Origin of the sequence: Mumia xiangluensis (genome assembly GCF_010994095.1) — a bacterium.
In the GTDB taxonomy this organism is placed as follows: domain Bacteria; phylum Actinomycetota; class Actinomycetes; order Propionibacteriales; family Nocardioidaceae; genus Mumia; species Mumia xiangluensis.
The window spans coordinates 300,887-314,839 of sequence record NZ_WJYO01000002.1; the positions used below are offsets into that span (position 1 = coordinate 300,887).

The 13,953-nt window shown below is 69.9% G+C and carries 10 protein-coding genes; 4 read left to right on the forward strand and 6 right to left on the reverse strand.

All coding sequences use genetic code 11. The annotated features are described in order from the left end of the window. The first annotated feature begins 57 nt into the window (after nucleotides 1–57). The 3 genes from GH747_RS07565 to GH747_RS07575 all read left to right on the forward strand — a co-directional run bounded on the left by GH747_RS07565 (nucleotide 58) and on the right by GH747_RS07575 (nucleotide 2,194). Complete coding sequence (locus tag GH747_RS07565) at nucleotides 58–720, forward strand: LON peptidase substrate-binding domain-containing protein (protein WP_149768975.1); 663 nt, start codon at nucleotides 58–60, stop codon at nucleotides 718–720. Nucleotides 721–735: 15 nt separating this feature from the next. Beyond that, complete coding sequence (gene ybaK / locus GH747_RS07570; RefSeq protein WP_149768976.1) at nucleotides 736–1,224, forward strand: Cys-tRNA(Pro) deacylase; 489 nt, start codon at nucleotides 736–738, stop codon at nucleotides 1,222–1,224. 73 nt (nucleotides 1,225–1,297) lie between these two features. Next, nucleotides 1,298–2,194 (forward strand): hypothetical protein, encoded by an 897-nt coding sequence (locus GH747_RS07575; protein WP_205602844.1) that lies wholly within the window; start codon nucleotides 1,298–1,300, stop codon nucleotides 2,192–2,194. Between the two features lie 6 nt (nucleotides 2,195–2,200). Here GH747_RS07575 and GH747_RS07580 read toward each other — a convergent pair whose 3' ends face one another. The 6 genes from GH747_RS07580 to GH747_RS22415 form a co-directional block, all read right to left on the reverse strand. Beyond that, a complete protein-coding gene (locus tag GH747_RS07580) occupies nucleotides 2,201–3,364 on the reverse strand; it encodes a baeRF2 domain-containing protein (protein WP_149768977.1) in 1,164 nt (387 codons plus the stop codon). A gap of 159 nt (nucleotides 3,365–3,523) precedes the next feature. After that, nucleotides 3,524–4,102 (reverse strand): hypothetical protein, encoded by a 579-nt coding sequence (locus GH747_RS07585; RefSeq protein WP_149768978.1) that lies wholly within the window; start codon nucleotides 4,100–4,102, stop codon nucleotides 3,524–3,526. Next, nucleotides 4,099–7,635: a DNA polymerase III subunit alpha gene (dnaE, locus tag GH747_RS07590; protein ID WP_149768979.1), complete on the reverse strand. Its 3,537-nt coding sequence runs from the start codon at nucleotides 7,633–7,635 to the stop codon at nucleotides 4,099–4,101. The genes GH747_RS07585 and dnaE overlap by 4 nt, the downstream gene beginning before the upstream one ends. Before the next feature lie 107 nt (nucleotides 7,636–7,742). After that, the gene (locus tag GH747_RS07595; RefSeq protein WP_149768980.1) at nucleotides 7,743–8,690 is read right to left on the reverse strand and encodes an RluA family pseudouridine synthase; all 948 of its coding nucleotides are present in this window, start codon (nucleotides 8,688–8,690) and stop codon (nucleotides 7,743–7,745) included. Beyond that, nucleotides 8,687–9,271 carry a signal peptidase II gene (gene lspA / locus GH747_RS07600; protein ID WP_149768981.1) on the reverse strand — a complete coding sequence of 195 codons (585 nt, stop codon included), beginning with the start codon at nucleotides 9,269–9,271 and terminating at the stop codon, nucleotides 8,687–8,689. The genes GH747_RS07595 and lspA overlap by 4 nt, the downstream gene beginning before the upstream one ends. Then, nucleotides 9,244–10,296, reverse strand: a complete 1,053-nt coding sequence (locus GH747_RS22415; protein ID WP_149768982.1) for a TraR/DksA family transcriptional regulator — start codon at nucleotides 10,294–10,296, stop codon at nucleotides 9,244–9,246. Before GH747_RS22415 ends, lspA begins: the two co-directional genes overlap by 28 nt. A gap of 459 nt (nucleotides 10,297–10,755) precedes the next feature. Here GH747_RS22415 and ileS point away from each other — a divergent pair, with 459 nt between their 5' ends. After that, complete coding sequence (gene ileS / locus GH747_RS07610; RefSeq protein ID WP_149768983.1) at nucleotides 10,756–13,923, forward strand: isoleucine--tRNA ligase; 3,168 nt, start codon at nucleotides 10,756–10,758, stop codon at nucleotides 13,921–13,923. The last annotated feature ends 30 nt before the right edge of the window (nucleotides 13,924–13,953 follow it).

Consider the following 13,953-nt stretch of genomic DNA (forward strand, 5'->3'; position numbering starts at 1 on the left):
CCCCTGCTCGGCGGGTGAGCACCTGGCTCGGACACCCGCCGCGGCTAGGCTGACGCCGTGGCACGCGAGATTCCGTTGTTCCCGCTCGGAAGCGTCGTCCTCCCAGGACAGACGGTGTCGCTGCACGTGTTCGAGGACCGCTACCGCGATCTCGTCGCCTACCTCCTCGGGCTGCCGGAGACCGAGCGCCGGTTCGGCATCGTCTCGATCCGCGAGGGGTACGAGGTGGGCGACAGCGGCGTCCAGTCGATCCACCGCGTCGGGGTGGAGGTCGCTCTCACCGACGTCACCGGCTACGACGACGGCCAGTACGACGTCACCGTCGACGCCATCGGCCGCATCCGGCTCGACGCCAGCGTGACGGGCGGGTCCTTCATGTGGGGGCACGTCGAGGACCTCGACGAGCCCGTCGGCGACGGCGCTGCGGTCGCCGCGGACAAGGCGCACGCGGTGTTCGACGTCTACCGGACCGAGCTGAACCGGTTCCGGCTGGACGCAAGCGTCGACGACCTGCCGGGCGACCCCGTCGACCTGTCCTACCTGCTGGCCTCCAGCGCTGTCCTCACCCTCCCCGACCGCCAGGACCTCCTCGAGGCCGACGACGCGGCCGAGCGGCTGCGCCGCTACCACCACCTGATGATCGAGGAGATCTCCGCGATGCGGGCGGTGCCCAGCCTGCCCGCGGTCGACGTCGCCCGTACGTCCTGGTCCCCGAACTAGCCCGCCGGAGAACCCTTGGCCAAGAAGCAGTCCGCCGGTACGCCCGCCACACAGGCGGCCGACCGTGCGGGGGTCCCGTGGACCGCCCACCCGTACGCCCACGACCCGCGGTCGGCCTCGTACGGGCTCGAGGCGGCGGAGGCGCTCGGCGTCGGCCCGGAGACGGTCTTCAAGACGCTGCTCGCCGACTGCGACGGGACGCTCGTGGTCGGGGTGGTGCCGGTCGACACGCAGCTCGACCTCAAGGCGCTCGCCAAGGCGGCCGGTGCGAAGAAGGCCACGATGGCCGACCCGGCGCAGGCCGAGCGCGTCACCGGCTACGTCGTCGGTGGGATCTCGCCGCTCGGCCAGAAGCGGGCCCTCCCGACCGTCGTGGACGAGAGCGCGGTCGGTCTCCCCACCGTGTACGTGTCGGGCGGGCGCCGCGGGTTCGACGTCGGCCTGGCGCCTGCCGACCTGGTCGCCCTCACCCGCGCGACGATCGGCCCGATCGCCCGCCGCTAGGGTCGCCGTACGACGCTCCTGACCGGCGCTCGGCTTCCCAGCGGACACACTGCGGCGCTGATAGAGTCCGCGCGTGTCGGACACGACCGAGGCGGGCACCGCGATCCGTCGACCACGCCCTTGGGTCGTCCGCCATGTCAGGCGGGTGGGCTGGTTCACCACCGAGGTCCGCTGGGATCTGCAGGACGGCACGACCGCCCGGTGGGACTCGCGTACGGCCCGGCGCCGCGGCCGCATCCACCTGCACAGCGCCGAAGGCGCACCGGCCGGCGCGGTCGAGGCCGAGCCCGTCGCCGCCCGGCGGCTGATCCGCCTGAACCTCACGGCTGCCGTGTCCTTCGTCCTCGGCGGCTCGCTCTTCGCCGTCGGTGCCTACCTCGCGCAGGCCGGGATCGGGTCGACGCGGACCGTCGACGTCGTCTACCTGGTCGGCGGGGTCTTCTTCAGCCTCGGCGGGTACGTCTCGGTGCTGCAGGCGACCAACGCTCCCACCGTCATCGACGAGACCGGGTCGCTGAGCTCACCGGGCTGGAGATGGTGGCTCCTGCGCGGCCGGGACATCGGCTGGGCGAGCGCTGCGGTGCTGTTCGTCGGCACGCTGTTCTTCGCAGTCTCGCTGCTGGCCGCGTTCGCTCAGGACCTGACGCCGCGCCAGTCCGACGGCTGGATCTGGTTGCCCGACATCGTCGGGTGCGTCTGCTTCCTCGTCTCCGGGCACCTGGCGATGCTCGAGATCGGCCACGGCCGGGTGACCTGGCGTCCCGGCGACCTCGGGTGGTGGATCGTCGCGGTCAACCAGCTCGGATCGGTCCTCTTCTTCCTCGCGGGCCTGGCAGCGTTCGTCCGACCCACGACGTCGGCCGAGATCAACGCGGGCCTCGTCAACTGGGGCACCTGCGCGGGCGCGGTCGGCTTCGTCATCGGCGGTGTCCTGCAGATGTTCGAGAAGCCGACCGCGCCGTCAGGCTGAGGCTCGTCAGCCGTTGTCGACGACTCCCGAGGGCTTCGCCGGGTCCCAGCGCAGCAGAGCGCCGATCCCGTCGGTCAGGTCGACCGCGTCCCCGTAGACGATCGTGATGCCTGCGTCCTGCTGAGCCGCCGCCGTACCGAGGGCGAGGTCGGCGCGGCGTGCACGGGCGTCGCCCGACGACAGCTTCCGGATCTCGTCGCGGTGCATCGACAGCTCGAGCGGCTTGTCACCGACCCAGACCTTGGTCTCGGCGAGCGAGCTCACCGGTCCGGCGACCGCGTCGCTGATCACGAGCTCCTCGACCTGCGACTTGCGGAGCGCGTCGATGACGCGGTCGATCCCGGTCACCGCCATCGCGCCACGGCCGAGCTCCTGCTGGAAGCGCTCGACCGCGGTCGAGCGCCGCTTGACCCGGAAGGCCTCGACCGCGTCGTCGACCCGTGCCTCGAACGACCCGTTGACGCCGTTGTTGCGGGCGCCGCCGGACACGTGCTCGGTGATGTCCTTCGCCTGCGCACCGAGAGCGCCCTGGACGAGCGCCACGGCCCGCAGGTCGCCCGTGATGACGACCAGGTCGGGCCTGCGCTCGCCGACGATGCGGTCGAGCTCCCCCGCGACGGCTTCCGCGTTGCGCTCCCAGGAGTCCTCCACGCGGCTCTCGATGCGCTTGTGGGACAGACCGCCGCCGCGGATCTTGTTGAGGACGTCGTGGCCACCCTCGACGCTCTCGCGGTGCGGCTGGCCTCCCACGGCGCCGGACGTCGAGTCGTACAGGGTGATGTCCGATCCCGTACGGTCGACGACCGCGAGCAGGTAGCGCACGGTGTCGTCGGCCTCGCGAGCCAGGGCGAACACGTCGGGGCCGACCGACAGAACGGCCTCGTCCTTGCGCGGCGGGAACAGCAGGAGACGGTCCATGACGATGCCTTCTGCGCTCGCGACGATGAGTCGTCCGTGCGGGCCTGACGCACGCGTCGGTTTGAGCGCCTGTTCCTCGAGCACCGCGGCCATCTCGCGTGTGATGCCCTGTCGATCGAGCGACCGCCGCAGCTCAGACCATCGTGCCGCGACGGCCCGGTCTCCGCTCTCGGTGTCGCGACTCGCGTCCATGACGACGGTCGCCAGCATCTCGTCAGTCGGAAGCTGCGCGGTCAACCACTGGAAGTGCATCCGTACCCCTCTCGACGGTGGGTGTTCCGGCCACCACGGGGCGAGCGTCGGGCGCTCTGCTTCCCCGCGGGGTCCCGGTATGCCTCCACCCTGCCCCAGCCGGACGAACCCGACAACTGCGATGTCTCCCCGCAGCGCTCCGGGGCGCTCGGCGGGCTGTCAGGCGTCGGCCGGGTCGGTGACCGCGGCGTGCTCGTCAGCGCCGGCGTCCTCCGCGCGCTCGCGCGGCATCACGGCCCAGCACACCAGCAGGAAGGCGAGCAGGGCTGCCACGGGCCAGACGAAGAGGACCCCGTACGCGTCGATCTCTAGCTGCGCCGACACCAGTGCGCCTGCCTCGCGCTCGCCGACGGTGGGCTCCGGTGGGCCGGCGACGACCCCGACGCCCCAGGCGACGAAGGCCCCCAGTGCTGCCCCGAGCGCGGTCAGCGCGATCGAGACCGTGGTCCCGTCGCGGCCCCAGCGCCAGGTCGCGACGGCTCCCCACAGCGCCGCCGCGATCGCGCCGATCCACGTGTAGGTCACGATCACGCCGAACTGAGCGGTCGACGCCTCCTCGCCGGCGCTCAGGCCGGACTGGTCGCCGACGCGGACCACGACGTACTGGATCGGGTCGGCGAGCCACGCCCAGGCCAGGCCCGCGAGCACACCCGCCACGAGGAAGCCGACGACGATGGCGGGCCTGCCGCGACGTGGCACGGTGCCCGTGCGCCGCTCGGGCAGGACGTCGGTGCTCATGACGCGAGCGCCCCCGGTCCGAGCAGCGCCTTCAGGTCGGCGATCAACGACGAGGACGGGCTCACCCGGAGCCGGGCATCGAGCCGCATGAGCTTGGTGCTCTTGCTGCCGACCAGCCGCAGGTGCACCTCGGTGGCTCCCGGGTGACTGCTGAGGACGTCGCGAAGCTGGTCGAGCGTGGGCGGCGTGCACCGGGCGGTCGGGATCGAGATCACGACCGGGCCGTCGTCGCCGACGGAGAGATCCGCGGCGGTCAGCTCCATCGCCGAGATCTCCGGAGTGTCCTCCTTGCGCTTGATGCGCCCCTTGACCACGACGACGGCGTCCTCGACCAGCAGGTGGCCCGACAGCGTGTAGACCGAGGGGAAGAGCATCACGTTGACCGCACCCTCGAGGTCCTCGACGGTCACGATCGCCCAGGGGTCGCCCTTCTTGGTGAGCTTGCGCTGGATCGACGTCACCAGCCCGGCCACCGTGATCGAGGACCCGTCCGGGCGCTCCTCGTCGGCGATCACGTCACCGATGGTGCAGTCGCTGGCCGCCCGCAGGACGTGCTCGAGCCCGAAGAGCGGATGGTCGGAGACGTACAGGCCGAGCATCTCCCGCTCGTGCGCCAGCAGCGTCGTCTTGTCCCACTCGTCGAGGTCCGGCACGACGACCGCGGTGCCGGCGAAGCCCGCATCGCCGTCGTCGAGCCCGGCGAACAGCGAGTCCTGACCGATGGCCTCGTTGCGCTTGAGGTCGACGTACTGGTCGACCGCGTCCTCGTGGATCGTGACGAGCGCGCGGCGGTGGTGCTTCAGCGAGTCGAACGCGCCCGACTTGATCAGGGACTCGATGACGCGCTTGTTGCACACCACCGGCGGGACCTTCTCCATGAAGTCGGCGAAGTCGGTGAACGGCTCCTTCTCGGTGCGCGCCTCGACGACGGCGTCGACGACGTTGTGCCCGACGTTGCGCACCGCCGACAGGCCGAAGCGGATGTCGGGACCGACCGCCGTGAAGTTGGCCTCCGACTCGTTCACGTCCGGCGGCAGCACCTTGATGCCCATGCGGCGGCACTCGTTGAGGTAGATCGCGGACTTGTCCTTGTCGCCGCGCACGCTCGTGAGCAGGGCGGCCATGTACTCGGCGGGGAAGTGCGCCTTGAGGTAGGCGGTCCAGTAGGAGACCACCCCGTACGCGGCGGAGTGCGCCTTGTTGAACGCGTAGTCGGAGAACGGCAGCAGGATGTCCCACAGCGTCTTGACCGCGGCGCTGGAGAACCCGCGCTCGTTCATGCCGGCCGAGAACGTCTCGTACTGCTTGTCCAGCTCGGACTTCTTCTTCTTGCCCATCGCCCGCCGCAGCAGGTCGGCTTGTCCGAGCGAGTAGCCGGCCAGCTGCTGGGCGATCGCCATGACCTGCTCTTGGTAGACGATCAGGCCGTACGTCTCACCGAGGATGTCCTCGAGGGCCTCGGCGAGGTCCGGGTGGATCGGCTCGACCTTCTCGCGGGCGTTCTTGCGGCGGGCGTACTTGTTGTGCGAGTCCGCGCCCATCGGGCCCGGCCGGTAGAGCGCACCGACGGCAGAGATGTCCTCGAAGCTGTCCGGCCGCATGCTGCGCAGGAGTGCGCGCATCGGGCCGCCGTCGAGCTGGAACACGCCGAGGGTGTCACCGCGCGACAGCAGCGCGAACGTCTCGTCGTCGTACAGCTCGAGGTCCTCCAGCACCACGGTCTCGTCGCGGTTGCTCTTGATGTTGTCGAGCGCGTCGTCGAGGACCGTGAGGTTGCGCAGCCCCAGGAAGTCCATCTTGATCAGCCCGAGCGACTCGCACGTCGGGTAGTCGAACTGGGTGATGATCGCGCCGTCCTGCTCGCGCTTCATCACCGGGATGATGTCGAGCAGAGGCTCGCTGGACATGATCACGCCGGCCGCGTGGACGCCCCACTGGCGCTTCAGGCCCTCGAGGCCGACCGCGGTGTCGACGACCTTCTTGGCGTCGGGGTCGGTGTCGTACAGCGCCCGGAACTCGCCACCCTCGTTGTAGCGGGCGTGGTCAGCGTTGAAGATCTCCTTCAGGGGCACGTCCTTGCCCATCACCAGCGGCGGCATCGCCTTGGTGATCCGCTCCCCCATCGAGAACGGGTAGCCGAGCACGCGGGACGCGTCCTTGACGGCCTGCTTGGACTTGATCGTGCCGTAGGTGACGATCTGCGAGACCCGGTCGTCGCCGTACTTGTCGGTGACGTAGCGGATGACCTCACCGCGCCGGCGCTCGTCGAAGTCGACATCGAAGTCGGGCATCGACACGCGGTCGGGGTTGAGGAACCGCTCGAAGATCAGGCCGTGGACGATCGGGTCGAGGTCGGTGATGCGCATCGCGTACGCGACCATCGAGCCCGCGCCGGACCCGCGGCCGGGGCCGACGCGGATGCCGTTCTCCTTGGCCCAGTTGATGAAGTCGGCCACGACCAGGAAGTAGCCGGCGAACCCCATCTTGAGGATCACGTCGACTTCGAAGTCGGCGCGCTTGCGGACGTCCTCGCTGATGCCGTCCGGGTAGCGCTCGGCGAGGCCCCGGTCGACCTCCTTGAGCAACCAGGTCTCCTCGGACTCGCCGTCAGGGACCGGGAAGCGCGGCATGAACGTGCCGTTGCCCTCGGTGAACTCGACCTCGCACCGCTCGGCGATCAGGAGCGTCGTGTCGCACGCCTCTGCGAGGCCGGCGTCCTGCTCCCAGAGCTGGCGCATCTCGGCAGGCGACTTGATGTAGTAGCCGTTGCCGTCGAACTTGAACCGGGTCGGGTCGGCCAGGGTCTTGCCCGACTGCACGCACAGCAGCGCCTCGTGGGCGGTGCTGTCGTCCGGGTGCGTGTAGTGGGAGTCGTTGGTGGCGACCAGGCGCAGATCGAGGTCCTTGGCGAGCCGTAGCAGGTCGTCGCGGACGCGAGTCTCGATCGACAGGCCGTGGTCCATCAGCTCCACGAAGAAGCTGTCGCGTCCGAAGATGTCCATGAACTCCGCCGCCGACTGCCGCGCTCGCGCGTAGTCGCCGATCCGGAGCCACGTCTGGACCTCGCCCGAGGGGCAGCCCGTCGTCGCGATCATGCCCTTCGCGTACTCGGAGAGGAGCTCACGGTCGGCGCGCGGCTTGTAGAAGAACCCCTCGAGCGACGAGCGCGACGACAGGCGGAAGAGGTTGTGCATGCCCTCGGTGCTCTCGGCGAGCAGCGTCATGTGCGTGAACGCGCCGCCACCCGAGACGTCGTCGCCGCCGCCCTTGTTCCACTGGACCCGCTTGCGCTCACCGCGGTGCGTGTCGGGCGTGAGGTAGGCCTCCATGCCGATGATCGGCTTGACGCCCGCTGCCTTGGCCTTGCGGTAGAAGTCGTACGCGCCGAACACGTTGCCGTGGTCGGTCATGGCGATGGCGTCCATCCCCAGCTCCGCCGTACGGGCGAACATCTCCGTCAGTCTCGCCGCGCCGTCGAGCATGGAGTACTCGGTGTGGACGTGGAGGTGCACGAACGAGTCGGCGCTCGACATGGGGGTGGGGCCTCCTCAGGCGCGCGTACGGGAGGGGAAGAGGAGTTCAGATTAGATCACGGTGACCCACACAAAAAACAGGCTCACCGACCCCTCGCCGACGGTCCTCAGTCGGCGGCCCGGATGACGTCCAGCGCGTGCTGGAGATCATCGGGGTACGGCGACTCGAACGTCACCCAGTCGCGCGACCGCGGGTGCTCGAACCCGAGCCGGTGAGCGTGCAGCCACTGCCGGTCGAGACCGATGCGCTTGGTGAGCGTCGGGTCGGAGCCGTACAGCGGGTCGCCGACGCAGGGGTGCTTCAGCGCGGCCATGTGGACCCTGATCTGGTGGGTCCGGCCGGTCTCCAGCTTCACTTCCAGCAGGCTGGCGAAGCGGTGCGCCTCGAGCGTCGAGTAGTGGGTCACGCTGGCGCGGCCGTCAGCCATCACCGCGAACTTCCAGTCGTGCTTGGGGTGCCGGCCGATGGGCGCGTCGATGGTGCCCTCCAGCGGATCCGGGTGCCCCTGGACCAACGCGTGGTAGGTCTTGTCGACCTCGCGGTTGCGGAACGCCCGCTTGAGCACGGTGTAGGCGTGCTCGGACTTCGCCACGACCATGAGGCCGCTGGTGCCGACGTCGAGGCGCTGGACGATGCCCTGCCGCTCGGGAGCACCCGAGGTGCTGATCCGGAAACCGGCGCCGGCGAGATGCCCGACCACCGTGGGCCCGGTCCAGCCGACGCTCGGGTGGGCTGCGACGCCCGCAGGCTTGTCGACGACGACGATCTCCCCGTCGTCGTGGACGATCCGCAGGTCCTCCACGATCTCGGGGACCACCTCGGTGGCGTCGCGCTGCCGCGGGATCGTCACCTCGAGGAACGCCCCGGCCTCGACCCGGTCCGACTTGCTGGCCGGACTGTGGTCGACCGTGACGAAGCCCTCGGCGACGAGGTCGGCGACCCGGCTGCGCGAGAGACCGAGCAGGCGGGCCAGCGCGGCGTCGACCCGCTCACCGGCCAGACCGTCAGGGACGAAGTAGGTCCGGTGCTCCGCGCCCGCGGGCGTGGCCGTCATGCGGCGTCCGGGTCGGCAGCCGACTTCTTGGACACCTTCGTGCCGTCCAGCCCGACCCCACGGACCGTCTGGATCACGATGATCGCAGCCGCCAGGTTGATCATCACGTCGGCGACGTTGAACACCGGCCAGTTGGGCGGCCAGTCAGGGAACTGGAGGAAGTCGACCACGTGTCCCTGGAGGAAGGACGGCTCGCGGAAGATCCGGTCGGTCAGGTTGCCGAGCGCACCGGCCAGCAGCATGCCGAGCCCCACGGCCCACACGGGGTCGCGGAGCTGGCGCGCCATCCGGATGACGACCACGCAGACGGTGACAGCGATCACCGTGAGCACGATCGTGAAGCCCGTCGCCATCCCGAACGCCGCGCCCGGGTTGCGGACGAACGTCAGGTGCAGGACGTGCGGGATGACGACGACCGGGTCGGCATCCTCGAGACGCGCGACGGCCAGGATCTTGGTGATGAGGTCGGTGAGGTAGCCGACAACCGCCACCACGGCGAACAGCACGATCCGTCGGGATCGTGCCGTCGGCGGGTTGGTGTCGTCGTCGGGGGTCAGCGACGTTCCTCGCGTTGCTTGCATGTCATGCACAGTGTCGCACGCGGGAACGCCATCAGCCGCATCTTCCCGATCGGCTCCCCGCAGTTCTCGCAGTTGCCGTAGGTCCCCGCGTCCATCCGCGAGAGCGCCTTCTCGACCTGGACGAGGAGCTCTCGGTGGTTCGCCGCCAGAGACATCTCGGCGTCGCGCTCGAGCGAGTTGGACCCCACGTCCGCCTGGTCGTTGCCGGCCCCGTCGACCCCGCCGCTGAGCAGGTCGGCGAGCCCCCGCTCCGCGATGCCGATCTCGTCGAGCAGGCGCGTACGGTCTGCGGTGAGCTCCGCGCGGACCTCCGCGATCTCTGCGGTCGTCCAGGGGTCCTCGTCGGGCTTGACGGCCAGCGTGTCGACCGTCGTCGTGGGATTCGTCACAGCTTTCTTCGCTCCTGTCGTTCGGGGCTTCTTCGCGACCGTCTTCTTGGTGACGGTCTTCTTGGCTGGTGTGGTCTTCTTCGCGACTGTCTTCTTAGCCGGCGTCGCCTTCTTCGCCGCCGCCTTCTTGGCCGGCGTCGCCTTCTTCGCGACCGTCTTCTTGGCCGACGTCGCCTTCTTCGCGACCGTCTTCTTGGCGACCGTCTTCTTAGCCGGCGTCGCCTTCTTGGCCGCCGTCTTCTTAGCGGGCGTCGCCTTCTTCGCCGCCGCCTTCTTAGCCGGCGTCGCCTTCTTCGCGACCGTCTTCTTAGCCGGCGTCGCCTTCTTCGCCGCCGCCTTCTTAGCCGGCGTCGCCTTCTTCGCCGCCGCCTTCTTAGCCGACGTCGCCTTCTTCGCGACCGTCTTCTTAGCCGGCGTCGCCTTCTTCGCGACCGTCTTCTTCGCCGGCGTGGCTTTCTTAGCCGGCGTCGCCTTCTTCGCCGCCGTCTTCTTAGCCGGCGTCGCCTTCTTCGCCGCCGCCTTCTTGGCGGGTGCGGCCTTCTTGGCCGTGCTGCCGACCTTGCGTGCCGCGACCTTGATGGCCGCAGCGCCACGCGTGACAGCGCTCGCCTTGCGTGTCTTCGTCGTGCTCGCCATCTCTGAGCCCCCTCGATGTGCACGAAATGCCACGCAGCGAGGCGATCACCCGGGATCGCCTCGTTGTTGGCATCGTGCCCGAACTGTAGGCGCGCTTCTGGTGCTTCACAAGCCGATTTGTTGCGTGTCGCGACATCGGGGCCCGTCCTCCGTACCGGCAGCCCGCCGCGTGCGCCCCATCTTCCGGCCTGGACTAGACTTGCCAGCAGCCGCAGGCGTCGATGGGGACGCGCGGCGTCGCGACATCCTGTGGAGGAGCGATCCGGGGACGGTGTGAGCCCGGAGCACAGCGCACGCCGAATCACCCCGGAGCTGCCGGAAGAACGTCGCACCCGCGACCAGTAGACCCGCGCGCGGCGGACAAGAGTGGGTGGACGCTGTGTCCACCAAGAAGGGTGGTACCGCGGGGCACGACGCCTCGTCCCTTCGTCAAGCCGAAGCTTCGTGACTTGTCGGAGGATGACCGTGACCGCCTCGTACCGCCCCGTTCCCGCCCACGTGGACCTGCCCGCGACGGAACGTGACGTGATCGCGCTCTGGGAGAGCCAGGGCACCTTCGACAAGTCCCTTGAGCAGCGCGAGGGCGCTCCTCGCTGGACGTTCTACGAGGGCCCGCCGACCGCGAACGGCACGCCGGGCGTGCACCACGTGGAGGCCCGCGTCTTCAAGGACGTCTTCCCGCGCTTCCGCACCATGCAGGGCTACCGCGTCGAGCGCAAGGGCGGCTGGGACTGCCACGGGCTCCCGGTCGAGATCGCCGTCGAGAAGGAGCTCGGGTTCAACGGCAAGCCCGACATCGAGGCGTACGGCATCGCCGAGTTCAACGCGAAGTGCCGGGAGGCCGTCCTCCGCAACGTCGGTCTCTTCGAGGAGATGACCGAGCGCATGGGCTACTGGGTCGACACCGACGACCCGTACCGCACCATGGACACGTCGTACGTCGAGAGCGTGTGGTGGGCGCTGCAGCAGATCTTCGAGAAGGGGCTGCTGAGCGAGGACTACCGCGTCGCCCCGTACTGCCCACGGTGCGGCACCGGACTCTCCGACCACGAGGTCGCCCAGGGGTACGAGACGGTCGTCGACCCGTCGGTGTTCGTCCGCTTCCCGCTGACGTCGGGTCCGCTCGCCGGTGAGGCCTCCCTGCTCGTGTGGACGACGACGCCGTGGACGCTGGTCTCCAACGCGCTCGTCGCCGCCAAGGCAGACGTCACGTACGTCGCGGCGAGCAACGGCACCGAGACGCTGGTCGTGGCCGAGCCGCTGGTCGAGAAGGCGCTCGGCGAGGGTTGGACGATCGACGCGCGGTTCGAGGGCTCCGACCTCGAGGGCTGGGCGTACCAGCGGCCGTTCGAGCTGGTCACCTGGCCCGACGACAACGCCCACTACATCGTGACGGAGGACTACGTCACGACCGACGACGGCTCGGGTCTCGTCCACCAGGCGCCGGCGTTCGGCGCGGACGACTTCCTGTCCGGCCGCCGCAACGGCATCGCGATGGTCAACCCCATCGACTCCAGCGGCCACTTCGAGGCGGGGCTCGACCTGGTCGGCGGCGCGTTCTTCAAGAAGGCCGATGCAGCCCTGGTCGCCGACCTCGACAGCCGTGGGCTGCTGTTCCGCCACGTGCCGTACGAGCACGCCTACCCGCACTGCTGGCGCTGCCACACTGCGCTGATGTACTACGCCTCCCCCGCGTGGTACGTCCGGACGACGGTCGCGAAGGACGCGCTGCTGCGCGAGAACGAGAACACCGCCTGGTACCCCGAGACGATCCAGTGGGGCCGGTACGGCGACTGGCTCCGCAACAACGTCGACTGGGCCTTGTCCCGCAACCGGTTCTGGGGCACTCCCCTGCCGATCTGGCGCAACGACGCCGATCCCAGCAAGCTCGTGTGCGTCGGCTCGTTGGCCGAGCTGTCCGAGCTCACCGGCCGCGACCTGTCCGGCCTCGACCCGCACCGCCCGTACATCGACGACGTCACCTTCACACGTGACGGCGAGGACGGCACGTACCGACGCGTCCCCGAGGTCATCGACGCGTGGTTCGACTCCGGCTCGATGCCGTTCGCGCAGTGGGGCTACCCGCACGTCGAGGGCTCGGCGGAGAAGTTCGAGCAGGCGTTTCCCGCGCAGTACATCTGCGAGGCGATCGACCAGACGCGCGGCTGGTTCTACTCGCTGATGGCGGTCTCGACGCTCGTCTTCGACAAGAACTCGTACGAGAACGTCGTCTGCCTCGGCCACATCCTCGCCGAGGACGGGCGCAAGATGTCCAAGCACCTCGGCAACATCCTGCTGCCCGTCCCGCTGATGGACGAGCACGGCGCGGACGCGGTCCGCTGGTTCATGGCGTGCTCCGGCTCGCCGTGGCAGGCGCGCCGCGTGGGTCACCAGGCTCTGCAGGAGATCGTCCGCAAGGTCCTCCTCACGTACTGGAACACAGTCGCCTTCCACGTCCTGTACGCCCGTACCGCCGGCTGGTCCCCGGCCGACGGCGCCCCGCCGGTGGCGGAGCGCCCCGTGCTCGACCGCTGGCTGGCGTCGCGCACGCAGGAGCTCGTCGCCGAGGTGACCGCCTGCCTCGAGCGCTTCGACACCCAGCGCGCGGGCGCGTCGCTCGCGCAGTTCGTCGACGACCTGTCCAACTGGTACGTCCGCCGCTCGCGCCGCCGCTTCTGGAACGGCGACCCCGCCGCGCTCGCGACGCTGCACGACACCCTGGACGTCGTCACCCGACTGATGGCACCCCTGACCCCGTTCATCACCGAGCAGGTCTGGCAGGACGTCGTACGCCCGACCGACCCGCAGGCCGCCGAGTCCGTGCACCTCGCGTCGTGGCCGGTCGCGGACGACACGCTGATCGTCGCCGGACTCGACGACCAGGTCGCGCTCGCCCGCCGGATCACCGAGCTCGGCCGCGCCGCGCGCGCGGAGGCGAAGGCTCGGACGCGCCAGCCCCTGCGTCGCGCGCTCGTTCCCTCCCGCGCGTGGGAGCAGCTGGGTGACGAGCTGCGCACCGAGGTGGAGGACGAGCTGAACGTCGGCGCGCTCGAGTCGCTCGCCGGCGCCTCCGGCGATCTCGTCGAGTACTCCGCCAAGGGCAACTTCCGCAGCCTCGGCAAGCGGTTCGGCAAGCAGACCCCGAAGGTCGCCGCCGCAGTCGCCGAGGCCGACGCCGCGGCGCTGGCCGCAGCGGTCGCCGACGGTGGCTCGTACGCCGTGGTGGTCGAGGGCGAGACGGTCGAGGTGTCGGCCGACGACGTGATCGTGTCCGAGCGGCCGCGCGAGGGCTGGGCCGTCGTGAACGACCAGGGTGAGACCGTCGCCCTCGACCTGGAGCTCGACGAGGCGCTCGTGCAGGCCGGCATCGCCCGCGAGGTCGTCCGCATGCTGCAGGAGGCCCGCAAGAACGCCGGCCTGGAGGTCACCGACCGGATCCGCGTGACCTGGGCGGCTTCAGGTCAGGCAGCCGACGCCGTCCGTGCCCACACGGCGACGATCTCCGAGGAGGTGCTCGCGGTCGAGCTCGGCGAAGCGGCGCCGCGACCCGCGTCGGCTGGGCAGTCTGAGGGCTACGTGGCCAGCGACGAGGACCTCGGCGTCACGATCTCGCTCGTGAAGGCCTGACGCCCGCCGCGCCACAGCACCCCGCACGGC

Bases quoted from the DNA above. Each gene is read 5' to 3' on its own strand.
- GH747_RS07580 (WP_149768977.1), bottom strand. From the start codon at position 3,364: ATGCACTTCCAGTGGTTGACCGCGCAGCTTCCGACTGACGAGATGCTG.
- GH747_RS07585 (WP_149768978.1), bottom strand. From the start codon at position 4,102: ATGAGCACCGACGTCCTGCCCGAGCGGCGCACGGGCACCGTGCCACGT.
- dnaE (WP_149768979.1), bottom strand. From the start codon at position 7,635: ATGTCGAGCGCCGACTCGTTCGTGCACCTCCACGTCCACACCGAGTAC.
- GH747_RS07595 (WP_149768980.1), bottom strand. From the start codon at position 8,690: ATGACGGCCACGCCCGCGGGCGCGGAGCACCGGACCTACTTCGTCCCT.
- lspA (WP_149768981.1), bottom strand. From the start codon at position 9,271: ATGCAAGCAACGCGAGGAACGTCGCTGACCCCCGACGACGACACCAAC.
- GH747_RS22415 (WP_149768982.1), bottom strand. From the start codon at position 10,296: ATGGCGAGCACGACGAAGACACGCAAGGCGAGCGCTGTCACGCGTGGC.
- ileS (WP_149768983.1), top strand. From the start codon at position 10,756: ATGACCGTGACCGCCTCGTACCGCCCCGTTCCCGCCCACGTGGACCTG.